Origin of the sequence: Sphingomonas sp. LR55, from assembly GCF_036856015.1 — a bacterium.
GTDB lineage: Bacteria > Pseudomonadota > Alphaproteobacteria > Sphingomonadales > Sphingomonadaceae > Sphingomonas.
The window spans coordinates 77,282-101,468 of sequence record NZ_JASPFO010000001.1; the positions used below are offsets into that span (position 1 = coordinate 77,282).

The following is a 24,187-nucleotide window of genomic DNA, read 5'->3' on the forward strand; positions in this document are numbered from 1 at the left end:
ACGCGGCTGCCATCCGCAGCGGCTACCGCGCCTCCCAAGCCGGCTGGACAAAGCCGGGACATCCGGGGACCCATCATGACATCCAACCTGTCGCGCCGCTTTCGCGGCCCTGTTTTCGCGCATGGCTTGCTCGCAGGCTGCGCGTTGATGCCGTTGAGCATCGCCACCGCGCATGCCGGCCCGATCGCCGCCCCGATCGCCGCAACGCCGGTCGCGGCAACCCCGGTCGCCGTAACGCCAGTCGGGGCGCCGCGCGCCCGGATCGGTTACCGGCACGGTGTCGCAGGCTGGTAGCGGCGACTATCTCGATGGCGCATCGGTCTCGATCCCCGCGCTCGACCTGTCGACGGTCGTCGATCGCACCGGGCGGTTCTCGCTGAACGGCGTCCCCGCCGGCACGCACGAACTCGTGATCCGCTATGTCGGCTTCCCCGATGCGCGCCGGACCGTCACGGTCGCCGATGCCCCGGTAACGCTCGACGTGGCGATGACCGCGGCCGTTGGCACGGATGCGGGCGCAGGCGAGGGGGCGGAGATCGTCGTTTCCGGCTCGCGTCCGATCGCGGAATCCGAAGCCGCAGCGCTCCAGATCCAGCGCACCAGCCCCTCACTCGTCTCGGTCATCGCCTCGGACTCGATCGGTCGCCTCCCCGATCAGAACGTCGCGCAGGCGGTCAGCCGCTTGCCCGGCGTCGGCGTCCAGCGCGACCAGGGCCAGGCGCGCTACATCACGCTACGCGGCGCGCCGATCAACTGGACCACGCTGTCGATCGACGGCATCAACGTCGTCAGCCCCGAAGGCCGCGACGCCCGGTTCGACTCGATCCCGTCGGCGATCGCCTCGCAGATCATCGTGCGGAAAGCCGTCACCCCCGACATGACCGGCGAGACGATCGCCGGCAATGTCGACATCATCACGCGATCCGCGTTCGATTATCCGGGTATGAAGGTGCAGGCCAAGGGCGGCCTCGGCCATGTCGAGCTCGGCAAGAAGACCGAATATGAAGGCTCGCTCGTTATCTCAGACCGGATCGACACCGGGATCGGCGAGTTCGGCATCGTCTCGTCCGCCAGCTTGTATCGCCGCGGCATGGTCACCGACAATTTCGAGACCGATTTCGAGGCGGTCAAGGAAGACAAGCGCCCCGGCTATCAGACACGCAACTGGGCACGCGAGACCGAGAACAAGCTGTATCGCCTGACGCGCAAGAACTACTCGCTCTCGACCCGGCTCGACTGGCGCCCGGCGCCCGGCCACAAGCTGTTCGCGGAGACGATTTACTCGGCGTTCCAGGACGATGAGCAGCGCAACAACTACATCTTCGATCTCGACGACCAACAGTCGCGCGCGCCGACCGGCAGCGCCGGCTGCACCGTCAACGCACGGCCCGCATCGGGCACCACGGGCTATGCCGACGTCTGCACCGGCAACACGCCCTTGCTCGGCACCGTCTACGGCGTCGATCTCAACGCGAACTTCACAGTGCGCAAATACAAGCAGTCGGTGTTCACCAACACGGTCGGCGGCGATCACGAACTCGGCGAGTGGAACGTCAAATGGCGCGGTAACTTCACGCGCTCGATCGACGACCGAACGCAGCCGGCACAGCTGAACTACGAAAGCCCGAGCTTCACGAACGCCACCAACCGGCTGACCGTGGGCTATGACCTGACCGACCCGCAGCTTGCCAAGGTCCAGCTGTTCCGCACGATCCGCAACGCCGACGGAACGTTCTCGCGCGGTGCGCAGGTGACCGCGATCGAGGATTTCCCGACGTCGCTGACCCGTCTCCGCTCGCTGAAGGCGCAGGACGTGACCGAGGCGTACACCGCCAAGCTCGACGTCAGCCGCGAGGCGTCGCTATTCGGCGCGCAGACGGTGTTCACGGCGGGCGTCCGCTATGACGATCGCACCAAGACCGCGAACGAGAGCCTGCTCGACATCAACGGCGCAGCGCAATTCGCCGCCGCGGGAATCTCCACCAACTATTCCGCGATCGCCAAGTCCGGCGGGTTCCAGGGCGAGATCCCGCTCGGCTACACCTTCCAGTATTTCGACCGCGACAAGGTGCTCGGGTTGGTCGACCAGGCGAAGACCGTCGCCAGCTATCTGCCGGTCGACGCGAACTATTATAAGGTCGGCGAGAAGGTCTATTCGGCGTACGCGATGGCCACGGTGACGACCAACTGGGGCAGCATCATCGGCGGCGCCCGCGTCGAGCATATCCGCAACGACGCGCGGGCGTTCTCGATCAACGCCGCTACGAGCGTGGCGACGCCGGTCGAGGCGAAATCGAGCCAGACGCTGGTCTATCCGAGCCTCCATCTGAACTGGGACGTCAACGATCGGATGAAGGCACGCCTGTCGTTCAACACCGGTGCCGCGCGGCCCGATTACGATCAGCTGCGCCCGAACCTGACCTATAACGACGCCAACCTGACCGTGTCCGGCGGCAACCCCGACGCGAAGCCCGAAAAGGCCAAGGGCGTCGACGCCTATGTCGAATATTACACGATGCCGCGCGGCTTCCTGTCGATCGGTGCCTATTACAAGGACGTCACCAACGTCCTGTTCGACTCGGTGCAGACCTTCGGCAGCACGATCCTCAACAGCGGCAATACCGATCGCTCGCAATATCAGTTCTCGACCGTCCTGAACGGCGGCAAGGGCTATATCATGGGCATCGAGGGCGCGATCCAGCAGCAGCTCGATCCGTTCACCGCCGATCTCGGCCTGCCGGACTGGATGGGTGGCTTCGGCATCCAGCTCAATGCGACGATCAACAAGAGTCGCGCGGACACGCCAGGCACGGCTGATATCCCGTCGCGCAAAGTACGACTGCCCGGCGCGTCGGACGCGATCTACAATTTGATCGCCTATTACGAGAAATATGGCTTCTCCGCGCGTCTCGTACCAGAACCGCTCGGCATGGCTCGACGCGATCGGCTCGGTCGCGAAGGTCGGCGACACCGTCCGCGGCGTCGATGGCGGCGACTTCTACTGGGCCAAGGACAATGAGCTCGACGCATCGGTGCGCTACGCGATCAACGGCAATGTCGAGATCTACGGCGATTTCGCCAACCTGCTGAACGGTCCCGGCCGCCGCTATGTCGGGTCGTCGGCGTACACGATCGAACATGAGACGTTCGGGCGGCGCTATACCGGCGGCGTGCGGGTGACGTTCTGATGCGCGCGCTTCCGTTTGCGGCGGTGCTCCTCGCGGGATGTGCCACGACCTCGGCCCCGGTGGCGGTCGAGGCACCGATGGTCGCGGCGACGGCGGAGACCGACCCGGTCGACACCGCCGCCGACGCCGCGGACGATCCGGCGATCTGGCGCAACGCGAGCGATCCGGCGAAGAGCCTCGTCATCGGCACCGACAAGAAAGCGGGCATCCACGTATACAGCCTGACCGGCAAGCGACTTAGCTTCACGCCTGCCGCCCGCCTCAACAATGTCGACCTGCGCGATCTCGGGGGACGTGTGATCGCCGCCGCGAGCGATCGCGCCGACGTAAATACCGCACACGTCTCGCTGTTCACCCTCGACACGGCGGCAGCAAAGCTCGTCCCGCTCGGCCGCTTCTCGGTCGGGCCGGGCGAGGCCTACGGCATGTGCCTCTGGACCCGCGCGCGACCACGCGCTGTTCGGCTTCGTCGTGCTCAAGGACGGCCGCATCGACCAGGTCGCGATCGACCTGTTGGGTGCGTCGCCGAAGGTGACCACGGTCCGATCGATGAAGCTCGCCACCCAGTCCGAAGGCTGCGTCGTCGATGATCGCACCGGGCAGCTTTATGTCGCGGAGGAAGACGTCGGGCTCTGGCGGTTCGACGCCGATCCGTCCGCACCCGTCACCGGGACCCCGATCGCCAAGGTCGACGGCAGGACGCTGGTCGCCGATGCCGAGGGTCTGGCGCTCGCACCCTCGGGCAGGATCGGCGGTTATCTGGTCGTGTCGAGCCAGGGCGACAACGCCTACACGTTCTACCGTCTGCCGGGCGTCACCTATGCGGGCCGGTTCCGGATCGAGGGCGGCGGCATCGACGGGACCAGCGACACCGACGGCATCGACCTGATGCTCGGCGATTTCGGCCCCGCCTATCCGGGTGGGTTGCTGGTGGCGCAGGACGGCGACAACGCGCCCGCCACGCAGAACTTCAAATATGTCGGTTGGGATGCGGTTCGGCGGGCGCTGAAACTGCGCTGACCGCCGCCACGCTGGCGCGCGTTACGCCGCCGCGATCGACAGCGTAGGCAACTGGTCCGCGACCACCACGTGGTCGCGACCGGCGCCTGGCGCGGTACGGCGCGTTGTGGGCCAACGGGCGAGGGTCGATCCGTCGTGCGCGCCCCTTACGAGAGCCGGGCTACGATCACATCACATCGATGAAAATTTGGAGCGGGTGAAGGGAATCGAACCCTCGTCACTTGCTTGGGAAGCAAAAGCTCTACCATTGAGCTACACCCGCCGACACGCGTCGTTCGAGGCGTGGTGCGGTGTCCGTACCCGGCACGATCGCGAAGTTCAAGTATCAAGCGCACACGGAACGTCCGCGGGCGTCCGACGCTGTAGCACCACGGGCGTCGTGCCCGAAAGGACCAGCGCATGTCGACCTCCACACCGATCCACACCGACCCGTCGGACGTTGCGCTGACCGATCCGTCGCGGACCGGCGTGTCGCGGACGGGCTTGTCCAAGCCGGTTGCGGCGTTGATCGTGGCCGGCGTGCTGGGCGCGAGCGCAGTGTTGGGACGGCGTAACGCGCCCGATCCCTCGCACCCCAAGACGCGGCGCTGGTACAAACGGCTCGACAAGCCGGGCTTCACGCCGCCCGACGCGGTGTTCGGCGCGGTCTGGCCGGTGCTCGAAACCGGGCTTGCGGTTGGCGGCTATCGACTGATGCGCGCGCCGGCCGATCCGCGTCGCAACGCCGCGGTTGGGCTGTGGCTGCTCAATACCGCGATGGTCGGCGGGTGGACCGAGTTGTTCTTCCGCAAGCGCGCGCTGGAGACGAGCGCGATCGCGGCAGGCGGGATGGTCGTCACCGGCGCCGCCTATGTCGCCACCGCCGCCAAGGTCGATCGGCCGGCGGCGGGGCTGGGCGTGCCGTTCGTCGCCTGGCTCGGCTTCGCGACCGTACTCGCGACCCGGATCAGCCAGCGCAACGATACCCGACGATGAGCCGGCTGACCGTATGGCATGATGGCGACTGCCCGCTATGCCGGCGCGAGATCGCACTGATGCGGCGGCTCGACCGGCGCGGCGCGATCGAGTTCATCGATGCGACCGATGGCGACGCTTCCTGTCCGATCGACCGGCGCGAGCTGCTCGCACGGTTCCATGCACGTGAGGACGGGCAATTGCTTTCGGGCGCGGCCGCGTTTGCGGCGATGTGGCGGGCGATCCCGGTTCTGCGCCCGCTGGGGCTCGCCGCGCGCCAGCCGATCGTGCTGGGCCTGCTCGAGCGCGTCTATATCGGCTTCCTGCGCGTCCGACCCAAGTTGCAGCGCGCGCTGCGACGGCGCGAGGCGGTGAAACCATGACCGTCGCACGCGATCCGGTGCTGCCCGGACAGACCAGCGTCTGGGACTTCCCCGTCCTGCGATCGCCGAGCGATGTGCGCGCCACATCCGCATCGAGCATCGTGGGCAGGTTATCGCGGATACGCGCGCGAGCGTGCGGACGCTCGAAACCAGCCATCCGCCGAGCTATTATATTCCGCCCGACGACGCGACGATGGCGCTGCTGCGGCGCTCCACGCATCGGTCGTTCTGCGAGTGGAAGGGCGATGCGGTCTATTACGATCTCGTGCTCGATGGAGAGACGCTCCGCGACATCGCGTGGAGCTATCCCGCACCGACCCGCGCGTTTGCGGCCTTGCGCGACCATCTCGCTTTCTATGCTGCACCGTTCGATGTGTGCACCGTCGATGGCGAGATGGTCGTGCCGCAGCCCGGCGGCTTCTACGGCGGCTGGATCACCGCGGATCTTGCCGGGCCGTTCAAGGGCGTGCCCGGCAGCCGCTATTGGTAAGCCTTATTTGAGTCCGGCGGCCCGGCGCACCGCGAGGCCTGCGCCGGCCCAGTCGACATCTTCGCCCTCCAGCGCGATCGCGGTGCGCAGATGGTCGCGGACGATCCCGAGCAACGGCATCGGCGTGCGCGAGGTGCTCGCGGCGGCATCGACGAGATTCATGTCCTTCAGCCCCAACGGCGCGGCGAACCCGGCGGGCTTGAACGCATCGGCCACGAGCATGTCGCCATAGGTCTTGTAGACCGGCGCCGAGAACAACGTGCCGGTCAGCACCTCGAGCAGGGTCGCGCGGTCGACGCCGCCCTTTTCCGCCAGCGTCATTGCTTCCGCCATCGCCTCGACCGCGGCCATGATCATGAAATTGCCGCTGAGCTTGACCAGATTGGCGGCCGACGGCGTGGTGCCGACGCGAAAGACGCGCTGGCCGATCGCCTCGAACAGCGGTTCGCAGCGATCGATCAGATCGTCCGCGCCGGCTGCGATGACGAACAGCTTGCCGGCGTCGGCGGCGGGCGGGCGACCGAATACGGGTGCCGAGATATAGCGATCCGAGTCGTGGGCGAGGCGGTCGGCAAGCGCGACGCCGATCGTGCTGTGCGACACGTGCAGCGCAGGCGCGTTCAGGATGCCATCGGCGCCGTACACCACGGCTTCGAGCGCGGTGTCGTCCGCGAGCATCGTCATTACCACGTCGCCCTGCGCGGCCGCCGCGGGCGTTGCGGCCAGCGTCGCGCCGGCTGCAACCAGGTCCGCCGCCTTGTCGGGCGAGCGGTTCCACACCGTCACCGCATGCCCTGCCTTGACGAGATTGGCGGCCATTGCGCTGCCCATCTGGCCGAGACCGATGAATCCGACTTTCATGCTCGATCCTTCCGACTGTCCGTAGCGGGCCAACGCACGCCGCAGCGGATCGCTGCGTCAGGCGCGCAGCGGCAGGCTGAGACGCGCGATCAGTCCGCCGGTCGGTGATCGGCCCAATGCGAGGCTGCCGCCGTTGAGTTCGGCAAGCTCGCGCGTGATCGACAGGCCGAAGCCGTGACCGTCGCTGCGTTCGTCGAGCCGGCGGCCGGGCAGCATCGCTTCCGCGATCGCGCTGTCGTCGAGGCCGTCGCCATCGTCGGCGATGCCGAGCGTCACCATGCCGTCGGCGGCGCGCGCATCGATCGTCAGCGCCGATCGCGCATGGCGCCAGCCATTGTCGAGCAGGTTGCCGATCATCTCGTCGAGATCCTGCGGGTCGATCGCGACCGCCAGATCGGCGGGGATGGCGCGTTCGACCGCGATCGGCCGATCGGCATGGATCCGCCGCAGCACCGCGAGCAGGTCGTCGACTGCGGGGGCGATCTGTGTTCGAACGCGGGCGCCGCCGGTCGCATCGGCGCGCGCGACCGAGATGATGGCGGACGCGGCGGTCGATCTGCTCGACCATGTCGCGGACGTCGTCGTCCGCGCCGGTCTCCGCCAGCTTGAGCGACAGCGCCGCCAGCGGGGTCTTGAGGCCGTGCGCGAGATTGGCGACATGCTGGCGCGCGTGCGCGAGGCCGGCGGCGTTCTGGTCGATCAGCGCGTTGAGTTCGGTGACGAGCGGTTGCAGCTCGCCCGGCTGGTCGTCGGGGACGTGGCGCTCGGTACCGGCGCGGACCGCGGCGAGCGCCGTGCGGAGGTCGCGCAGCGGGCGCAGGCCGAAGCGGAGTTGCACGAGCGTCGCCAGCGCCAGCCCTACGCCGAGCAGGGCGAGCGAGCCGAGCAGCGGGATCATCGCCTCGCGCAGCAGCTCCTCGACGATCCGGCGCGGCCCGATCGCGGTGATCGTCACGGGGCCGCGCGGCGTGGCGACGTCCATCGTGCGGGAGTGGAGGCGATTGCCGTTGCGATCGCGCGTGTCGCCGGCGTGGAGCGCGTGATCTTCGGGGCCGCCCGGGCCACCGGGACCGGGAGGATGAGGGCGTCCGGGATCAGGCTGCGAGGCTGGAGGTACTGCGTCGATCGGTGGCGCCGGCTTGGGGGCGGGCGGCGTGATTGGGGGTGTGATGGGAGGCAGGGGGCGGGTCGTGCCGCTGTCGAAGCGACCGGCGGGGCCTTCGACCTGCCACGACCAGTCGGAGCCGGGTTCGCCGAATTCGGGCAGGTCGACCGCGCGCGTCCGGTCGAGCGTCGCATCGGGACGCACCGCCCGCGCGAGCACCGCGACCTGCGCGTCGAGCCGCTCGTCTAGCCCGCGCGTGACGAAGCGTTCGAGGACATGACTGATCGTCACCCCCGCGAACAGCAGCGCGAGCCCCGTTGACAGCCCTGCGATGACGAGCATTCGGCCAAAGAGCGATCTTGGGATGAGGCGGAAGTGGGTCATCGCGTGCGCTCTTCCAGGTGTAGCGATCGCCCTACTGAACCCCACCCCGGCGAAGGCCGGGGCCCAATTGGAGAGGCTTTTATAATGGTCGACTGCACTCCGTTAGCGACGTCCCCCAATTGGGCCCCGGCCTTCGCCGGGGTGGTGGATATGGTCATCACACCCCGTCCGCCGTCAGCCGGTACCCGCGGCCGCGCACCGTCTCGATCATCTGCGCCCCGATCTTCCGCCGCAGCCGGCCGATGATCACCTCGATCGAGTTCGAGTCGACATCCGCATCGCCTTCGTAGACGCGTTCGATCAGGTCGGCGCGTTCGATCACCACCTCTCGGCGGAGCATCAGCGCGGAGAGGACGCGCCATTCGAACGCGGTGAGCTTCAGCGGCAGGCCATCATGCTCGAACGTCCCGAGTTGCGCGTCGAACGTCAGCGGCCCGCATGTCACGCGCGCCGCGGCATGACCGGCAGCGCGGCGAACCAGCGCGCGGAGGCGCATGACGACCTCCTCGACGCGGAACGGCTTCACCACATAATCGTCGGCGCCGGCCTTGAAGCCCTCGACCTTTTCCGACCAGCCGTCGCGGGCGGTGAGGATCAGTACCGGCAGGTCGCGCCCCGCCGCGCGCCAGTCGCGGAGGACGGACAACCCGTCGCGCTTCGGCAGGCCAAGATCGAGCACCGCCGCGTCGTACAGTTCGGTGGCGCCGAGATGGCCGCCATCCTCGCCGTTGCTCGCGACGTCGACCGCGAAATGCTCCGCGCGCAACGCTCGCGCCAACCCGTCGGCGATCGCCGCATCGTCCTCGACCAGTAATACCCGCATGCGCCTGTCCCTATGTCCAAGATCACAACGGAAACTGAACGGCTTGGTTCAGCGGGCGTCGGCAGCGTGCGCCTAGAAGGTGATTCGTCAACCAATGAGAGGAACGACGCAATGACCGAACATTCCCACACTGCGCCCAGCAAGCGCTTCAATCTCCGCCGCAACCGCCTGGCACTCGCCGCCGCCGGCTTGCTCGTGGTCGGTGGTGCCGCCGGTGCCGTCACCGTCGCCGCAACCCGTCCGAGCGTGACGATGGCGCCTGCAACCCCAGTCGCGATCCGATCGCTCCAGTCGGACGGGATCGTCACGATCCGCGGCACCGTCGCCGAGCAATACGGCAACAAGTTCGTGATGGCCGACCGCACCGGCCGTGCGCTGGTCGATCTCGGTCGCGGCGGCGAGGGTAGCAACCTGGTCGCGACCGGGCAGCCGGTGACGATCCAGGGTCGGTTCGAGGATGGTTTCGTCCACGCCTCGTTCCTGGTGGCAGCCGGTGGCAAGGTGACCGCGCTCGGCCCGGTCGGTGGCCCACCGCGCGGTCCGCATGGTCCCGGTCCTGATGGTCCGGGTCGCGATGGTCCTGGTGGCCCCGGTGGCCCCGGTGGCCCCGGCGGTCCGGGTGCTCCCCGCCGCCGCCAGCAGGGGTCGCACCGCCGCCGCCAGCCGGAATCGCACCACCGCCGCCGCCGATGGTGTCGGGTGCAGTCCGCGCTCCAGCCGGGTCGCTCCCCGCGCCGGCAGCGGCACCTGCCCCGCAGGCGACGCCAGCGACCTGAAGTCTGTGGAGCCGGGTAACACCGGCTCCATTTTTCAATCGGCGCGAACTCTGCAATCCTCCCCCTGCCGGGGGGCGTGCTTAGCGGGCGATCGACGCGGCCCTTGGCGCTTCGGCGGGGCGTGATTGCGTGATCGGTGTGCGGACCCAGTAGCGGCCGGTCACGACCAGCGGCAGCGCGAGCAGCAGGCCAGCGCCGACATCCCAGACGCCGTCGCCGATCAGGCCTGCGCCGAGCCCGGCACAGGTCGATACGCCCAGCAGGATCGGCAGTGCGAAGATCTGGCGGTTGGTCTTGTGGGTCATGCGATTTCTCCCGCCATCACGACTTCGCGGACGCGCTGGTCGCTCGGACCGCCGCGACGACGCAGCCAAAGATACAGCCCGCTGCCGAGCACGATGATCGTCAAAATGTCGAAGATCGCCCAGACGATCTTCATCGCGAGGCCGCCGTAATTCCCGAAATGCAGCGGCTGAGCGAGAAGCATCGCCTGCATGTACCAGGGCATCGGCACGACCGCGTCCAACCGTCCGGTCGCTGCATCGACGAAGCCGGGCAGCAGCAGCCTCGACGTCAGCGGCGTCGCGCCCTTCAGGAACACGGCGTAGTGATGCTGACTGCTGAAGACGACGCCGGGGAAGGCGATGAACTGCGGCTTCATCTCGGGCGCCTTGCGCTGCACCACGTCGAGCGCCGCCTGGACCGATGCGCGCTGGGGCCCGAGCGGGGTGCGCGTCTCGCTGGCGATGATCTCGGCGAGGCCGTTCGACTTCCAGATGGCGGTGATCGGCACGACGAAGGTGTTGATCGTCCCCGTCACGCCGACGACGCTCGCCCATACCAGCGTGACGATGCCGAGCAGATTGTGGCGATCGAGCCAGCCGAGCCGCTTGCTGCGTCCGCGGCGCAGCGTGCCGAAGTCGAGCTTGGCCATGAACGGAGCGTAGAGCACGACGCCGGACACGATCGCGGCGAAGAAGAGCAGGCCCATCACGCCCAGGAAGATCTCCGCCCAGAAGCCGAGGAACATGTCGGTGTGGAGTTTCAGGATGAACGCCATCACGCCGGGGACGTAGGGCGGCATCTTCGTTCCCGTGCGCGCGTCGAAGGCGAGGAAATGCATCGCTGCAGGCGCCGCGTCGGCGGTGGGGCCGGTGGTGACGTAGACGATCGGGCGCTCTTCGTCGAAGCTGATGTAGAGCGGGAGCTCGCCGGGGCCGCCTTCGCCGCGCGGGCCAGAATGGTGTCGAGCGAGAGCGATGGCGTATTCGCGGGTAGCGTCGCCATCGGCGCGGGCGGGTTAAGCCAGCCATCGATCTCCTCCTCGAAGATCAGCGGTAGGCCGGTCACGCAAAGCATCAGCAGGAACGCGGTGCAGATCAGGCTCGTCCATTTATGGACGAGATACCAGGTCTTGATCGTGCCGCGGGTCATGCGCGGGCAGCGGTTCTGACGAGGGATATGATCTTCCGGGCGGTCACCGGGGTACAAGTACAGAATTGATAACGATGTGCAATAGCGATGTGACGAGCCCGACGATCCTCCCCGCCAGGGGAAGGTGGCTGGCGCTTGCCAGACGGGGGGAGGAAAGGGCAACCGCTGTTGCGCGTTCCTCCCCCACCGCCACCTTCGGCGACACCTCCCCCTTGCGGGGGAGGATCAAACGCTAGGCGACCCCCGCGCCGCCCGTAACCCCGTAGACTTCACCCGTGATATAGCTCCCCTCCTGCGAGGCGAGCAGCACGTACACCGGGGCGATCTCCACCGGCTGGCCCGGACGGCCGAAATGGCTCTTCGACCCGAACGTCTCGACCATCTCCTGCGGCTGGCCGCCACTCGGCTGCAACACCGTCCAGAACGGGCCCGGCGCGACGACGTTCGCCCGGATGCCCTTTTCGATCAGCTGCTTGGCGAGACCCTTGGTGTAGGCGACGATCGCCGCCTTGGTGGTCGCATAGTCGAGCAGATTGTCCGACGGATCATAGCCCTGCACCGAAGCGGTCGTGACCACTGCCGCGCCTGCGGGCAGATGCGGGACGGCGGCCTGGACGAACCAGTGCAGCGCGTAGACGTTGGTCTTCATCGTCTGGTCGAAATCATCGGTCGAGATATCGGCCACGGTCGGCCGCGTCTGCTGGCGACCGGCGTTGACGACCAGCACGTCGAGACCGCCGAACGCATCGACCGCCTGCTGGACCGCGTCGCGACAGAACGATTCGTCCTTCACGTCACCGGGCAGCGCAAGCGCCTTGTGACCCTCGGCCTCGATCAGTGCGACGACTTCCTGCGCGTCGGCTTCTTCGGCGGGGAGATAGACGATCGCGACATCGGCGCCCTCGCGCGCATAGGCTATCGCCGCGGCGCGACCGATGCCGCTGTCGCCGCCGGTGATCAGCGCCTTGCGGCCGGTCATCTTGCCCGAGCCCTTGTAGCTCGTCTCGCCGTGATCGGGCTTCGGGTCCATCTTCGACGCGATACCCGGGGCTTCCTGCGGCTGTTGCGGGAAGGGGGCTGCGGATATTGCGTGCGCGGATCCTGCATCGTGAGCCGGTCGGCCATGGGAAGCTCCTGTCTGGGGGAACAGGGGCAACCGATGGCCGACCGATCGGGTTGCGCTTTACTTGAGCAGGATCAACGCCTTCGACAGCGTCATGTAGATCCCCCAGAGGATCGGCAGCCCGACCGCGAGCCACGCGAACACGACCACCGGCGAGGTGCCGGTAGCCGTCGCGACCGTCCCGCCGGCCACCGTCTCGACCGCAATCGGCCTGTCGTCGGCGGGCATGTGGAACTTGGCGACGACCGGCCGGACGAACAGGTTCGCGACGAACCCGGCGACGAGCATGGCCGCCAGCACCCAGAAGATCGGCGGGTAGATATCGCCACGCGGCACGCCCGCCGCGATCGCGCGGTCACGCATGTTGGCGACGAGCAAAGGCCCGACCACGCCCGCGGTCGACCATGCGGTCAGCAATCGCCCGTGGATCGCACCGACATATTTCGTCCCGAACAGATCGGCGAGATACGCAGGCGCAGTCGCGAACCCACCGCCGTACATCGACGCAAGAATGCAGAAGACGAGGATGAACAGGCCCAATGTGGTACCCGCCAGTGCCGGTGCCGCGAAACCATAGAGCACGGCGCCCGCCGCGAGGATCGTCGCGAACAGCGGCTTGCGCCCGATCCGATCGGACAACCACGCCCAGAAGAAGCGCCCGCCGATGTTGAACAGGCTGATCGCGCCGACAAAGCCTGCGCCGACCGCCGCCGCCGCCTTTTTCTGGTCGTCGTCGAATGCCGTGAACAACACGCCCGGCGCGTCGATCAGGCGTCCACCGAACAGCTCCTGCAACATCGGCGAGGCGATGCCGATGATCCCGATCGACGCGGAGACGTTGAAGAACAGCACCAGCCACACGAGCCAGAATTGCGGCGTGCGGTGCGCGTCCGACAGCGCGACGTTGAAGCGGCTGATCGACGCCTTGGCCGATGTCGGCGCGGTCCAGCCGGCGGGCGCCCAGCCCTCGGCGGGCACGCGGTAGCCGATCGCGCCGGCCATCATGAACACGAAATACACGCTCGCGAGGACCAGGAACGTCTGCCAGACGCCGACGCCCGTCGGGCTTGCGAAATGCTTCATCAACAGATCGGCGAGCGGCCCGCCGATCATCGCGCCGCCGCCAAAGCCCATGATCGCCATGCCGGTCGCCATGCCGCGCCGATCGGGAAACCATTTGATCAGCGTCGAGACGGGCGAAATGTAGCCGAGCCCAAGCCCGATCCCGCCGATCACGCCCGACCCGATCCAGATCAGCCAGAGCTGGTGCATCGACACGCCGATCGCGGCGATGCCCATGCCGCCACACCAGCAGAACGCCGCGACGACGCCGGCCTTGCGCGGACCGGCGCGCTCGAGCCAGCCGCCCCAGATCGCAGCCGACGCGCCGAGCACGACGAAGAACAACGTGTACGTCCAGACGAGATCGCTCACCCGCCAGTCGCAGGTCGTCGTGGTCAGCGCGCCGAGCAGCGAGAGGTCCTTGCAGACGACCGGATCGGTGATCCCGATCGCACGCGACAGCGGCAGCCAGAATACGCTGAACCCGTAGGCCATGCCGATGCACAGGTGGATCGCGAGCGCGCAGGGGGGCACCAGCCAGCGGTTGAAGCCGGGGCCTGCAACCGTGCGCGCCCGGCTCAGAAAGCCGTCCGCGCCCGAGTCTCGTCCGCCAAATTCGCCTGTTTCAGCCATGTGCCCCCCGATTATCTGCTTATATTCGGGGACGATGGCCGATCAGGCGGTGAATGTCACCTCAAGCGGTTCGAACCCTTCGATCGTCGCGCGCACGGTCTGTCCGCGCTGGATCGGGCCGACGCCGGCGGGGGTGCCGGTGAAGATCAGATCGCCGGGCGCGAGTTCGACGAAGGTCGACAGCGTCGCGATGATTTCGGGGACGCTCCAGATCATCATCGACAGGTCGCCCGACTGCCGCGTCTCGCCATCGACCGTCAGCACGATGCTGCCCGATGTGGCGGGGACGCCCGGCGTCAGCGCCGCAACGGGGGCGGAGCGGTCGAAGCCCTTCGCCATGTCCCACGGTCGCCCGATCTTCTTCGCCGCCGCCTGAAGGTCGCGTCGCGTCAGGTCGATGCCGACGCCAGCACCGAAGATCATCGCCGCGGCATCCTCGACTGCGACGTCCTTGCCGCCTGCGCCAAGCGCGACGACCAATTCGACCTCGTGATGCAGGTCTTCGGTTTGCGGCGGGAAGGGCAGGGTGCTGCCGTTCGCGACCACCGCGTCGGCGGGCTTCGAAAAGAAGAACGGCTCCTGCCGGTCGGGGTCCGACCCCATCTCGCGTGCGTGATCGGCATAGTTCTGGCCGACGCAGAAGATCCGGCGAACCGGAAAGCGGTCGGTCGTACCGGCAATGGCGATCGTCGGGGCAGTGACTTCGGGAATATGCATGATGGCTCCTTTGGCGGCCTTCATCACGCGCCCGGCCGCGGTTTGCAACGCAGGCGGAACGTCCTCGGGCACGATGGGTTGGGCCTGCATACCCCAGGAAAACCTGCATTCGCAGTGGAGATACCGATGCCCAGCACCCAACCTGTGCGTTTCGACCCGTCGGTCGAGACGATCGCTCCCGATGAAGCGGAGACGTTGCAGGGCATGAAGGACTCGTTTCGGGAAATCCTGGAAACGACGTCGCAGGATTACGGCCATGCGGTGCGCGCGGTCCATGCCAAGGCGCACGGCATCGCGCGGATCGATCACGATCGCCGACGGCCTGCCGCCGATCCTGGCGCAGGGCATCTTCGCGACGCCTGGCCGGCATGAGGCGGTGATCCGTATCTCGACCAATGCGGGCGATATCCTCGACGACAGCATCAGCCTCCCGCGGGGGCTCGCGCTGAAAATCCTCGATGTCTCGGGGGATCGCCTGCCGGGGTCCGAAGGCGACACGACGCAGGACTTCATCATGGTCAACGCGCCCGCCTTTTCCGCCAAGGATCCCAAGACATTCGGCAAGAACCTCAAGCTGCTGACCAAGACGACGGATCGGTTCGAGGGGGTGAAGAAGGCGATGTCGGCCACGTTCCGCGTCGTCGAGTCCGCGCTGGAGGCGGTCGGCGCGCAGTCCGCGACGCTGACGACGCTCGGTGGCGCCAAGCCCGTGCATCCCCTGGGCGAGACCTATTATTCGCAGACCGCGTTCCGGTACGGCGACGCGATCGTCAAATTCGCGCTGTTCCCGGTATCCCCCGAACTGACGAAACTGACCGGCAGCCTGGTCGATATCACCGCGCGACCGGACGCCCTGCGCGAGGTCGTCCGCGACGCCTTGGCCGAGCATGGCGGGACGTGGGAGTTGCGCGTGCAGATCAATACCGATCTCGATGCGATGCCGATCGAGGACGCGTCGGTCGTCTGGGACGAAGCGGTCAGTCCCTATGTGACGATCGCCAAGCTCGAAATCCCGGCGCAGGTGTCATGGGATCAGGGCAGCAGTGAGCGGACCGACGATGCGCTGGTCTATAGCGTGTGGAACGGGATCACGGCGCACCAGCCGCTTGGCGGGATCAATCGCGTGCGCAAGGAGACCTACGAGATGTCGGCCGAATTCCGCGGACAGTTCAACGGGTGCCCGGTGCATCAGCCATCGACGTTGTCCGACCTTGCCTGATGTATCGGCCAAGGGGGCACGTCGTTGAAGCTGTTCCACGTCAGCGACGTACATTTCGGTGCGGAAGACCCGGCGGCGATCGCGTGGTTTTCCGAGCGGGTCGCGGTCGAGAAACCCGACGCGGTCATCATGACCGGCGACCTGACGATGCGCGCGACCAAGGACGAGTTCCAGCGTGGCGGCGACTGGTTGCGGTCGCTCGGTGTGCCCGTGACGCTGGAGGTCGGCAACCACGACATTCCCTATTACTGGGATCCGTTTCGGCGGCTGTTCGCACCCTATCAGCGCTATGCCGCAGTCGAGCAGATGATCGAGCGGCCGCTGGAGCTTCCCGGCGTCACCGTCGTCCCGCTGAAGACGACCGCGCGCGCAGTGGCGGTGGAACTGGTCGAAGGGGCGCGTGAGCTCCGGTTCGCTCAAGCGCGCGCTGGCGATGATCGCGGATGTGCCGAAGGGCAATCTGATCCTGATCGGCGCGCATCATCCGCTGATCGAGGGCGGGACGACCGGGACGGCGAAGACGCGCAATGGCGACGAGGCGCTGACCGCATTGGCGGAGGCTGGCGCGGATGCGGTGCTGTCGGGGCACGTCCACGACCCGTTCGACGTGCCGGTCGAGCGCGAAGGGCGGATCATCCGGATGATCGGTGCCGGCACGCTGTCAAAGCGCACGCGCGGGAGTCCGCCGGCGTTCAACGAGATCCGGGTCGAGGGTGGGCGTTTCGAGACGTTGGCGCGGACGCTGTCGGACGAGAAGAGGCACTCGATCACGAGTGAAGTTTGAAATGCTAGGCAGTCTGAGGCGTTAGCTCGCGCTCGCCCAATTGCGCGTCTTCGTCATCCTGACTTTCGTCAGGATGACGAAGTTCAGCAGGCGACGCTCGCCTTCTGGTCCGCCTTAGTCCGGCGCTTTCCCCGAATTGAACTCGATATCGATCTCGACCCAGCCGCCGAGGATCTGTTTGCCCCCCACACGCGGCGGGCGGACGCGGAATTGCCACGCGGCCTGCCGCATCGCCCGCGCGAGGCCCGACCCGACCGGCGACTCGCTGAGCGCACGGCAATTCTCGACCTGATAGTTCGCGATCATCCGGCACGCGATCTTCGCCCAGCTGTTGGGCGGCGGTGGGCTTTTCAGATAGCCGTTGAGTTCGGCGTCGGTCGGGCGGCGGTACCATTCGACCTTGTACAGGCGCTCGCCCCCGGACCTTCGCCGGGACCATAGGCCGCACCGCTGTCCTTGCCCTTGCCCGAGCCGCTGCCGCCGTCACCGCCGGCAAGCTGGTCGTCGGGGTGTGACGGCATCTTCGAGATATCGGCGGCGTCGAACATCTCCATCCCGCCGAGCATCTTGATCGGCAGGGGCGAGGGCGACTTTGGCGGCGCAGGCGGCGCCTGTGCGGACTCGGCGCGCGGCGCGGCACGCGGCGGCGACCCACCGCTGGCCCGCTTCTGCTTGGTCGGCGACGGCGTGCGCTTTTGCGGAGTGGGCGCAGTCTGATCGGGCGCGATCTGGAACGTGACCGGATCGCGGCGCTCCTCGGGCTTCACGACGGCCGAGGGCGTCAGTCGCAACAGCAGCAGCAGGATCAGAATATGCGCGATGACGGTGAGCACGAACGCACCACTGCGCCGGCGCGCCGAACCGCGCGTCTCGATCGACGAAGGATGGTACGCCGACCGCATCGGCTGTTCGCCTAGCTGCGCCAAGGCGCGACGGCAACGCCTGGCGTCGATGATCTTTTTGTCACCATGGTCACTGAAAACTGTCGACGAAGTCAGCCGCGCTCATCGACGAGCGCGGCGATCGCGTCCGCAGCAGCTTCTGCGCCGTTCTCCCGCGCAACCTGCGCGCCGACCTGCGCGGCCGTCTCGCGCATTCGGTCGGTCAGGATGGCGGTGATGGCAGCGCCGGCGCGCATGATCGTGAAGTGCTTCGACGACAGCGTCTTGCCGACGCCGATCGATTGGATGCGGTGCGCGTTGTCGTACTGATCCCCCATGTGCGGGACGACGAGTTGCGGCTTGCCGGCCCGCAGCGCCTGGCCGGTCGAGCCCGCGCCGCCGTGGTGGACGATCGCGCTAGCCTGGGGGAACAGCAGCGAGTGCGGCGCATAGCGGCAGACATGGATATGTTCACTGGCCGTTGCCTGATCGTCGCTGCCTGTCAGCAGTACCGCGCGTAGGCCAAGTGCTCGCGCGGTCGCCGCTGCGGTGGTGTAGAAGTCGCCCGGCGCAAACGTCGCAAAGGATCCCAGTGTGAAGACCAGCGGCGGTGGACCGGCGGCGAGGAACGCCTCGAGCGCCGGATCGCGCCTTTCGGGCGCCCCGGTATCGCTGTCGAAAATCGCAAAGCCGGTGACGCGCGCAATGTCCGGCAGGTCAGGCTGGCGCGGCGCGATGGCCGGCGAATAGCAGCACAAGGTCAGGTCGGCGCTCACGGGCGTCTCGAGCAGCAACGCCTGGCGTGACGGCGGCAGGCCGCGTGTCTTGCGAACCGTATCGACGTGCCATCCATACCGATGTCGCAGCACGCCGCGCATGACCCGGTACACCGACCGGTTCCAGGCGCGGCCGATCGGCCCGGTCGGTGCGTGGGCCATCATTGCGAAGTCGGGCGTGCGGGGTGGCGCATAGGCGGAGAAGGTCGCCATGGGCTGGAGCAGAACGTTGACCAGCGGCAAGCCACGCGTCTCGGCGACGATTGGCGCGGCGAAGACGAACAGCGAGGCGACCAAGGCGACCGCACCCTCCATCGCCTCGTCGAGCGCCGTCGTGCTGTCGGCGAGCCACGGCATCAGGATTCTGGTTCATCAGATAGGTCTGATCCGACATGATGCGCTTTGCGACCTGGTCGGGCGGCATGCCCAAAGTCTCCGTCAACGCGTCGAACCCGCCGACGATGGCGATGCCGGTCAGCCCCGCGGCTTCGACCTTGGCGACGTGATCGGCAGGTACCGCCATCATGACCGCAAACCCACGAACCTTAAGAGCGAGGCCGATCGCGATGAAGGGATGCAGGTCGCCGAGCGAGCCGATCGTGGCGAGGACGATCTTTCGCATCGGCTCGGTGTTGTCCTTCCCGGTCGCTAGTTTCCACTGCACCCGCCGCAGCCGTACAGCGGGAATGCGACTCCTTTGTTGCGGGGAATTGCCGGTGCCGTGGCGCGGGGCATGAAGCCAGATGCGCTGGGGGTAGGGCCGATCTACGGTCAGTTCGAACCGCAAGATCATATTTCCCCGTCATGCCGAACAAGTTCCGGCACCCACGGTGGCGCAAAACCAAAAGACTTTGTCTTGCGGAGGTGAACGCCGGACCGCGTCGGTATCCCTCTTGAGTAAGAGCCGGCTCGCAATTCGACGGCGGCACACTCTTGTTCTCCCGGGAAGGCGGGAGCCCAGTCTGGATCCCCGCCTTCGCGGGGAAACAAGCTTGCTTGCCATAAACAGATGCCTGCCGAACCCGCGTGGGGTGACCCCGAAATCTTGGACTGGGGCACTCCCAGAACTTTGAAGGTCGATCGGTCCTGATCTTGCGCTCACGCCAGCCAATGAAAAAGGCCGCCGCCCGGTGTCCCGGACGGCGGCCTTTTCCTTAGTCAGCGCGGAAGGCGTCTGACGAAACCGATTACTCGGTCTCGTTCAGATACTCGCCGGCATCCGCATCGGTACCGGTGCCCGAGGTGACGACCGCCGCGAGCGGATCCTCACCCGTGCCGCCTGCATCGCGCGGCGAACGTGCCAGCTCGGCAGCATGTTCGTCGGCAGCCGACATCGGTGCCACGATCGACACCTCCGCCATCTTGCGCTGCTGGACGCGCATCGCGGCGTCGCGGCTGTTGGCCACGACACGCAGGCGGTTGAGGCCTGCACCGGTGCCTGCCGGGATGAGCCGGCCGACGATCACGTTCTCCTTCAGGCCCATCAGCATGTCCTGCTTACCCTGGACCGCTGCCTCGGTGAGGACGCGGGTGGTCTCCTGGAACGATGCCGCCGAGATGAAGCTGCGGGTCTGCAGCGACGCCTTGGTGATGCCGAGCAGGATGGGCTTGCCCTGTGCGCGGGTCTGCTTCTTCTCGAGCTTCTCGTTGGTCGCGTCCATTTCCTCGCGATCGACCTGCTCGCCCTTCAGCAGCGTGGTGTCGCCGCCGTCGGTGATCTCGACCTTCTGCAGCATCTGACGAACGATCGTCTCGATGTGCTTGTCGTTGATCTTCACGCCCTGGAGACGATAGACCTCCTGGATTTCCGACACGAGATACTCGGCGAGGGGTTCGATGCCCATCGTCTCGAGGATGTCGTGCGGATCGGGCGAACCGCCGATCAGGTTATCGCCGCGCTTGACGTAATCGCCTTCCTGGACGTCGATCACCTTCGACTTCGGCACCAGATACTCGACGACGTCGCCGCCATCCTCGGGCTGGATGCCGATCTTGCGCTTCGCCTTGTAATCCTTGCCGAACACGACGCGGCCCGAGATCTTGGCGATGATCGCCGAGTCCTTGGGGATACGTGCCTCGAACAGCTCGGCGACACGCGGCAGACCACCGGTGATGTCGCGCGTCTTGGCGCTTTCGCGGCTGACGCGGGCGACGACGTCGCCGCCGAACACCTGTGCGCCATCCTCGACCGACAACGTAGCGCCAATCGCCAGCATGTAACGACCGGTCTCGCCCGACGTCTCGTCGAGCAGGGTCATGCGCGGACGCAGATCCTCCTTCGACTTGGTCGCCGCACGATATTCGATCACGACGCGCTGGGCGATACCCGTGGCTTCGTCGGTCTGCTCGGTGAGCGTCTTGCCCTCGATCAGGTCGACATACTTGATCGTGCCCGGGTTCTCCGTGATCACCGGCATGGTGAACGGATCCCACTCGGCCATCCGATCGCCGCGCGACACGATGTGACCATCGTCGAACAGCACGTACGCACCGTAGGGGATGCGATCGACCGAGAGCTCGCGGCCGTCCATGTCGACGATCGCGATTTCGCCCGAGCGGCTGAGCACCACGCGACGGCCACGCTGGTCGACGATGATACGCAGGTCGCGGAACTGCACCGTACCGTCGGCATGCGCCTCGAGGTTCGACGTTTCGTTGAGCTGCGCCGCACCACCGATGTGGAACGTACGCATCGTCAGCTGCGTGCCCGGCTCACCGATCGACTGCGCGGCGATGACGCCGACAGCTTCACCGATGTTGACCGGCGTACCGCGGGCGAGATCGCGCCCGTAGCACTTGCCGCAAACGCCGATCTTCGATTCGCAGACCAGTGGGCTGCGGATCTTGCACGACTGCGTGCCGAGGCCTTCGATCGTCGTGATCATCGGCTCGTCGAGCAGCGTGCCCGACGGGATGACGACCTTGCCGGTCTTCGGATCGACGATGTCCTCCGCGGTCGTACGACCGAGGATGCGCTCGCCGAGGCTTGCGATCGTCGAACCACCCTGAAGAATGGCCTTCATCTCCAGCGCGCGGGTCGTGCCGCAATCCGGTTCGATGATGACGCAGTCCTGCGACACGTCGACCAGACGACGCGTCAGGTAGCCCGAGTTGGCCGTCTTCAACGCCGTATCCGCGAGGCCCTTGCGAGCGCCGTGGGTCGAGTTGAAGTACTCAAGGACGGTAAGACCCTCCTTGAAGTTCGAGATGATCGGCGTTTCGATGATCTCGCCCGACGGCTTGGCCATCAGGCCGCGCATGCCGGCCAGCTGCTTGATCTGCGCCTGCGAACCACGCGCACCCGAGTGAGCCATCATGTAGATCGAGTTGATCGGCTTTTCACGACCGGTCTCCTCGTCGACCTTCACCGCACGGATCTCGTCCATCATGGCGTTCGCGACCTGGTCGCCGCAACGGCTCCAGGCGTCGATCACCTTGTTGTACTTCTCCTGCTGCGTGATCAGACCGTCCTGATACTGCTGCTCGAAGTCCTTCACGAGCGCCTTGGTGTCGTCGACCAGACCAACCTTGGCGTCCGGAATGATCATGTCGTCCTTGCCGAACGAGATGCCGGCGCGGAACGCGTGGCGGAAGCCGAGCGACATGATCGCGTCGGCGAACAGTACGGTCTCCTTCTGGCCGGTGTGACGATAAACCTCGTCGATCACGTCGCCCACGTCCTTCTTGGTGAGGAGGCGGTTGACGGTGTCGAACGGCACCTTGTGGCTATGCGGCAGGCACTCGCCCAGCAGCATGCGGCCCGGGGTCGTCTCGTACCGCTTGAGGTACTGCTTGCCCTTCTCGTCGGTCTGCGGAACGCGGCTGATGACCTTGGTGTGCAGCGTGACCGCCTGAGCGTTCAGCGCCTGGTGCACTTCGGCCATGTCACCGAGCAGCATCCCCTGACCTGGCTCATTCTCCTTCATCATCGACAGATAATAGAGACCGAGGACCATGTCCTGCGACGGAACGATGATCGGCTTGCCGTTGGCAGGCGACAGGATGTTGTTCGTCGACATCATCAGGACGCGTGCTTCGAGCTGGGCCTCGAGGCTCAGCGGGACGTGCACGGCCATCTGATCGCCGTCGAAATCGGCGTTGAACGCGGAGCAGACCAGCGGGTGAAGCTGGATCGCCTTGCCCTCGATCAGAACCGGCTCGAACGCCTGGATGCCGAGACGGTGAAGCGTCGGCGCACGGTTCAGCATGACCGGATGCTCGCGGATCACCTCGTCCAGGATATCCCAGACTTCCTTGCGCTCCTTCTCGACCCACTTCTTCGCCTGCTTCAGGGTCATCGACAGACCCTTCGCATCGAGACGCGCGTAGATGAACGGCTTGAACAGCTCGAGCGCCATCTTCTTCGGCAGGCCGCACTGGTGCAGCTTCAGCTCAGGCCCGGTCACGATGACCGAACGACCCGAATAGTCGACGCGCTTGCCGAGCAGATTCTGGCGGAAGCGGCCCTGCTTGCCCTTGAGCATGTCGGACAGCGACTTCAGCGGACGCTTGTTGGCGCCCGTGATCGTGCGACCGCGGCGACCATTGTCGAACAATGCGTCGACGGCCTCCTGGAGCATGCGCTTCTCGTTGCGGACGATGATGTCCGGCGCGCGAAGCTCCATCAGGCGCTTCAGGCGGTTGTTGCGGTTGATCACGCGGCGATACAGATCGTTCAGATCCGACGTCGCGAAACGACCACCATCCAGCGGCACCAGCGGGCGCAGCTCGGGCGGGATGACCGGAACGACTTCGAGGATCATCCACTCCGGGCGGTTGCCCGAATCGATGAAGCTCTCGACGACCTTCAGGCGCTTGATGATCTTCTTGGGCTTCAGCTCGGACTTGGTGACTGCGAGCTCTTCGAGCAGCGCGGTACGCTCACCGACGAGATCGAGCGATTCGAGCATGATGCGGACCGCTTCGGCACCGATACCGGCCGAGAACGCGTCCTCGCCATACTGGTCCTGCGCGTCGAGGAGTTCGTCCTCGGTCATCAGCTGGTACTTCTCGAGCGGGGTCAGGCCCGGCTCGATGACGATGTACGCCTCGAAGTACAGCACGCGCTCGAGCTGCTTCAGCTGCATGTCGAGCAGCAGGCCGATGCGCGACGGCAACGACTTCAGGAACCAGATGTGCGCGACCGGGGCGGCGAGCTCGATATGGCCCATCCGCTCGCGGCGGACCTTCGAGACGGTAACCTCGACGCCGCACTTCTCGCAGACGATGCCCTTGTACTTCATGCGCTTGTACTTGCCGCACAGGCACTCGTAGTCCTTGATCGGACCGAAGATGCGCGCGCAGAACAGGCCGTCACGCTCGGGCTTGAACGTGCGATAGTTGATGGTCTCGGGCTTCTTGATCTCGCCGAACGACCACGAACGGATCTTGTCCGGGGACGCGATGCCGATCTGGATCTGGTCGAACGTCTCGGTCTTGGCGACCGGATTGGCGAAGGGGGTCATCTCGTTCATTTTATTCTCCATTCCCCTCCCGCATGGCGGGAGGGGCTAGGGAGGGGATGTCGTAGCCTCTCGGGGTGGTGCCTGCGGGGACAGGCCTTCCCCGACCCCT

The 24,187-nt window shown here is 66.4% G+C and carries 25 protein-coding genes, 1 tRNA gene and 2 pseudogenes; 13 read left to right on the plus strand and 15 right to left on the minus strand.

The features are described from left to right. The first annotated feature begins 75 nt into the window (after window positions 1–75). From QP181_RS00390 to QP181_RS00410, 5 genes are read left to right on the plus strand one after another with little or no spacing between them, the layout of a single operon-like run. Window positions 76–294: a hypothetical protein gene (locus QP181_RS00390; protein WP_333927209.1), complete on the plus strand. Its 219-nt coding sequence runs from the start codon at window positions 76–78 to the stop codon at window positions 292–294. Further along, on the plus strand, window positions 278–3,019 hold the full coding sequence (locus QP181_RS00395; RefSeq protein ID WP_333927210.1) for a TonB-dependent receptor: 2,742 nt from the start codon (window positions 278–280) through the stop codon (window positions 3,017–3,019). Before QP181_RS00390 ends, QP181_RS00395 begins: the two co-directional genes overlap by 17 nt. Window positions 3,020–3,032: 13 nt before the next feature. Next, window positions 3,033–3,188, plus strand: a complete 156-nt coding sequence (locus QP181_RS00400; protein ID WP_333927211.1) for a hypothetical protein — start codon at window positions 3,033–3,035, stop codon at window positions 3,186–3,188. Further along, window positions 3,188–3,778 (plus strand): phytase, encoded by a 591-nt coding sequence (locus QP181_RS00405; RefSeq protein WP_333927212.1) that lies wholly within the window; start codon window positions 3,188–3,190, stop codon window positions 3,776–3,778. The genes QP181_RS00400 and QP181_RS00405 overlap by 1 nt, the downstream gene beginning before the upstream one ends. After that, entirely contained in the window at window positions 3,660–4,208 is a 549-nt protein-coding gene (locus QP181_RS00410) for a phytase (protein ID WP_333927213.1), read from the plus strand. The genes QP181_RS00405 and QP181_RS00410 overlap by 119 nt, the downstream gene beginning before the upstream one ends. A gap of 188 nt (window positions 4,209–4,396) precedes the next feature. On the opposite strand, the gene QP181_RS00415 is transcribed toward QP181_RS00410, so the two are convergent. Then, window positions 4,397–4,470, minus strand: a tRNA-Gly gene (locus QP181_RS00415). A 137-nt stretch (window positions 4,471–4,607) separates the two neighbouring features. Here QP181_RS00415 and QP181_RS00420 point away from each other — a divergent pair. The 3 genes from QP181_RS00420 to QP181_RS00430 all read left to right on the plus strand — a co-directional run bounded on the left by QP181_RS00420 (window position 4,608) and on the right by QP181_RS00430 (window position 6,035). Further along, window positions 4,608–5,183, plus strand: coding sequence for a TspO/MBR family protein (locus QP181_RS00420; RefSeq protein ID WP_132897620.1), 576 nt, complete (start codon window positions 4,608–4,610; stop codon window positions 5,181–5,183). Beyond that, entirely contained in the window at window positions 5,180–5,545 is a 366-nt protein-coding gene (locus QP181_RS00425; RefSeq protein WP_132897621.1) for a thiol-disulfide oxidoreductase DCC family protein, read from the plus strand. The genes QP181_RS00420 and QP181_RS00425 overlap by 4 nt, the downstream gene beginning before the upstream one ends. 112 nt (window positions 5,546–5,657) lie before the next feature. Beyond that, on the plus strand, window positions 5,658–6,035 hold the full coding sequence (locus QP181_RS00430) for a DUF427 domain-containing protein (RefSeq protein WP_522731693.1): 378 nt from the start codon (window positions 5,658–5,660) through the stop codon (window positions 6,033–6,035). 3 nt (window positions 6,036–6,038) lie between these two features. Here QP181_RS00430 and QP181_RS00435 read toward each other — a convergent pair whose 3' ends face one another. The 4 genes and pseudogenes from QP181_RS00435 to QP181_RS00450 all read right to left on the minus strand — a co-directional run bounded on the left by QP181_RS00435 (window position 6,039) and on the right by QP181_RS00450 (window position 9,208). Beyond that, entirely contained in the window at window positions 6,039–6,929 is an 891-nt protein-coding gene (locus QP181_RS00435; protein ID WP_333927215.1) for an NAD(P)-dependent oxidoreductase, read from the minus strand. 24 nt (window positions 6,930–6,953) lie between these two features. Next, a complete protein-coding gene (locus QP181_RS00440; RefSeq protein WP_333927216.1) occupies window positions 6,954–7,349 on the minus strand; it encodes an ATP-binding protein in 396 nt (131 codons plus the stop codon). 292 nt (window positions 7,350–7,641) lie between these two features. Then, window positions 7,642–8,385, minus strand: a pseudogene (locus QP181_RS20205) (ATP-binding protein); the annotation flags it as partial. A 157-nt stretch (window positions 8,386–8,542) separates the two neighbouring features. Continuing rightward, window positions 8,543–9,208 (minus strand): response regulator transcription factor, encoded by a 666-nt coding sequence (locus QP181_RS00450; RefSeq protein WP_333927218.1) that lies wholly within the window; start codon window positions 9,206–9,208, stop codon window positions 8,543–8,545. Between the two features lie 111 nt (window positions 9,209–9,319). Between QP181_RS00450 and QP181_RS00455 the strand changes: the two genes are divergently transcribed. Continuing rightward, window positions 9,320–10,003, plus strand: a complete 684-nt coding sequence (locus QP181_RS00455) for a hypothetical protein (protein ID WP_333927219.1) — start codon at window positions 9,320–9,322, stop codon at window positions 10,001–10,003. Window positions 10,004–10,064: 61 nt separating this feature from the next. Here the strand turns inward: QP181_RS00455 and QP181_RS00460 are convergent, their stop codons facing one another. From QP181_RS00460 to QP181_RS00485, 6 genes are all read right to left on the minus strand, one after another. Next, window positions 10,065–10,289 (minus strand): hypothetical protein, encoded by a 225-nt coding sequence (locus tag QP181_RS00460; protein ID WP_333927220.1) that lies wholly within the window; start codon window positions 10,287–10,289, stop codon window positions 10,065–10,067. Then, window positions 10,286–11,107, minus strand: coding sequence for a PepSY-associated TM helix domain-containing protein (locus QP181_RS00465; protein ID WP_333927221.1), 822 nt, complete (start codon window positions 11,105–11,107; stop codon window positions 10,286–10,288). Before QP181_RS00465 ends, QP181_RS00460 begins: the two co-directional genes overlap by 4 nt. Then, complete coding sequence (locus QP181_RS19840) at window positions 11,044–11,418, minus strand: PepSY domain-containing protein (protein ID WP_443027497.1); 375 nt, start codon at window positions 11,416–11,418, stop codon at window positions 11,044–11,046. The genes QP181_RS00465 and QP181_RS19840 overlap by 64 nt, the downstream gene beginning before the upstream one ends. 232 nt (window positions 11,419–11,650) lie before the next feature. Then, window positions 11,651–12,448, minus strand: a complete 798-nt coding sequence (locus tag QP181_RS00475) for an SDR family oxidoreductase (RefSeq protein ID WP_443027498.1) — start codon at window positions 12,446–12,448, stop codon at window positions 11,651–11,653. A 153-nt stretch (window positions 12,449–12,601) separates the two neighbouring features. Continuing rightward, the gene (locus QP181_RS00480) at window positions 12,602–14,236 is read right to left on the minus strand and encodes an OFA family MFS transporter (RefSeq protein ID WP_333927223.1); all 1,635 of its coding nucleotides are present in this window, start codon (window positions 14,234–14,236) and stop codon (window positions 12,602–12,604) included. A gap of 42 nt (window positions 14,237–14,278) precedes the next feature. After that, on the minus strand, window positions 14,279–14,953 hold the full coding sequence (locus QP181_RS00485) for a fumarylacetoacetate hydrolase family protein (protein WP_333927224.1): 675 nt from the start codon (window positions 14,951–14,953) through the stop codon (window positions 14,279–14,281). A 126-nt stretch (window positions 14,954–15,079) separates the two neighbouring features. Here QP181_RS00485 and QP181_RS00490 point away from each other — a divergent pair, with 126 nt between their 5' ends. The 3 genes and pseudogenes from QP181_RS00490 (at window position 15,080) to QP181_RS00500 (ending at window position 16,956) form a co-directional block, all read left to right on the plus strand. Then, on the plus strand, window positions 15,080–15,325 hold the full coding sequence (locus QP181_RS00490) for a hypothetical protein (protein WP_333927225.1): 246 nt from the start codon (window positions 15,080–15,082) through the stop codon (window positions 15,323–15,325). Then, window positions 15,228–16,172 carry a catalase family protein gene (locus QP181_RS00495; RefSeq protein WP_333927226.1) on the plus strand — a complete coding sequence of 315 codons (945 nt, stop codon included), beginning with the start codon at window positions 15,228–15,230 and terminating at the stop codon, window positions 16,170–16,172. The genes QP181_RS00490 and QP181_RS00495 overlap by 98 nt, the downstream gene beginning before the upstream one ends. A gap of 24 nt (window positions 16,173–16,196) precedes the next feature. After that, window positions 16,197–16,956: pseudogene (locus tag QP181_RS00500) on the plus strand (metallophosphoesterase family protein). A 114-nt stretch (window positions 16,957–17,070) separates the two neighbouring features. Here the strand turns inward: QP181_RS00500 and QP181_RS00505 are convergent. From QP181_RS00505 to QP181_RS00515, 3 genes are all read right to left on the minus strand, one after another. After that, window positions 17,071–17,262, minus strand: coding sequence for a hypothetical protein (locus tag QP181_RS00505; protein ID WP_333927227.1), 192 nt, complete (start codon window positions 17,260–17,262; stop codon window positions 17,071–17,073). A 44-nt stretch (window positions 17,263–17,306) separates the two neighbouring features. Beyond that, the gene (locus QP181_RS00510) at window positions 17,307–17,858 is read right to left on the minus strand and encodes a hypothetical protein (protein ID WP_333927228.1); all 552 of its coding nucleotides are present in this window, start codon (window positions 17,856–17,858) and stop codon (window positions 17,307–17,309) included. 92 nt (window positions 17,859–17,950) lie between these two features. Next, on the minus strand, window positions 17,951–18,970 hold the full coding sequence (locus QP181_RS00515) for a glycosyltransferase (protein ID WP_333927229.1): 1,020 nt from the start codon (window positions 18,968–18,970) through the stop codon (window positions 17,951–17,953). Between QP181_RS00515 and QP181_RS00520 the strand changes: the two genes are divergently transcribed. After that, window positions 18,948–19,265, plus strand: coding sequence for a hypothetical protein (locus QP181_RS00520; protein WP_333927230.1), 318 nt, complete (start codon window positions 18,948–18,950; stop codon window positions 19,263–19,265). The genes QP181_RS00515 and QP181_RS00520 overlap by 23 nt on opposite strands. A 535-nt stretch (window positions 19,266–19,800) precedes the next feature. Here QP181_RS00520 and rpoC read toward each other — a convergent pair. After that, entirely contained in the window at window positions 19,801–24,087 is a 4,287-nt protein-coding gene (gene rpoC / locus QP181_RS00525) for a DNA-directed RNA polymerase subunit beta' (protein WP_056060318.1), read from the minus strand. Between the last annotated feature and the right edge of the window lie 100 nt (window positions 24,088–24,187).

Bases quoted from the DNA above. Each gene is read 5' to 3' on its own strand.
- rpoC (WP_056060318.1), bottom strand. From the start codon at position 24,087: ATGAACGAGATGACCCCCTTCGCCAATCCGGTCGCCAAGACCGAGACG.
- QP181_RS19840 (WP_443027497.1), bottom strand. From the start codon at position 11,418: ATGACCCGCGGCACGATCAAGACCTGGTATCTCGTCCATAAATGGACG.
- QP181_RS00465 (WP_333927221.1), bottom strand. From the start codon at position 11,107: ATGCATTTCCTCGCCTTCGACGCGCGCACGGGAACGAAGATGCCGCCC.
- QP181_RS00455 (WP_333927219.1), top strand. From the start codon at position 9,320: ATGACCGAACATTCCCACACTGCGCCCAGCAAGCGCTTCAATCTCCGC.
- QP181_RS00480 (WP_333927223.1), bottom strand. From the start codon at position 14,236: ATGGCTGAAACAGGCGAATTTGGCGGACGAGACTCGGGCGCGGACGGC.
- QP181_RS00450 (WP_333927218.1), bottom strand. From the start codon at position 9,208: ATGCGGGTATTACTGGTCGAGGACGATGCGGCGATCGCCGACGGGTTG.
- QP181_RS00425 (WP_132897621.1), top strand. From the start codon at position 5,180: ATGAGCCGGCTGACCGTATGGCATGATGGCGACTGCCCGCTATGCCGG.
- QP181_RS00495 (WP_333927226.1), top strand. From the start codon at position 15,228: ATGCCAAGGCGCACGGCATCGCGCGGATCGATCACGATCGCCGACGGC.
- QP181_RS00390 (WP_333927209.1), top strand. From the start codon at position 76: ATGACATCCAACCTGTCGCGCCGCTTTCGCGGCCCTGTTTTCGCGCAT.
- QP181_RS00460 (WP_333927220.1), bottom strand. From the start codon at position 10,289: ATGACCCACAAGACCAACCGCCAGATCTTCGCACTGCCGATCCTGCTG.
- QP181_RS00475 (WP_443027498.1), bottom strand. From the start codon at position 12,448: ATGGACCCGAAGCCCGATCACGGCGAGACGAGCTACAAGGGCTCGGGC.
- QP181_RS00510 (WP_333927228.1), bottom strand. From the start codon at position 17,858: ATGCGGTCGGCGTACCATCCTTCGTCGATCGAGACGCGCGGTTCGGCG.
- QP181_RS00485 (WP_333927224.1), bottom strand. From the start codon at position 14,953: ATGCATATTCCCGAAGTCACTGCCCCGACGATCGCCATTGCCGGTACG.
- QP181_RS00515 (WP_333927229.1), bottom strand. From the start codon at position 18,970: ATGCCGTGGCTCGCCGACAGCACGACGGCGCTCGACGAGGCGATGGAG.
- QP181_RS00405 (WP_333927212.1), top strand. From the start codon at position 3,188: ATGCGCGCGCTTCCGTTTGCGGCGGTGCTCCTCGCGGGATGTGCCACG.
- QP181_RS00420 (WP_132897620.1), top strand. From the start codon at position 4,608: ATGTCGACCTCCACACCGATCCACACCGACCCGTCGGACGTTGCGCTG.
- QP181_RS00490 (WP_333927225.1), top strand. From the start codon at position 15,080: ATGCCCAGCACCCAACCTGTGCGTTTCGACCCGTCGGTCGAGACGATC.
- QP181_RS00505 (WP_333927227.1), bottom strand. From the start codon at position 17,262: ATGATCGCGAACTATCAGGTCGAGAATTGCCGTGCGCTCAGCGAGTCG.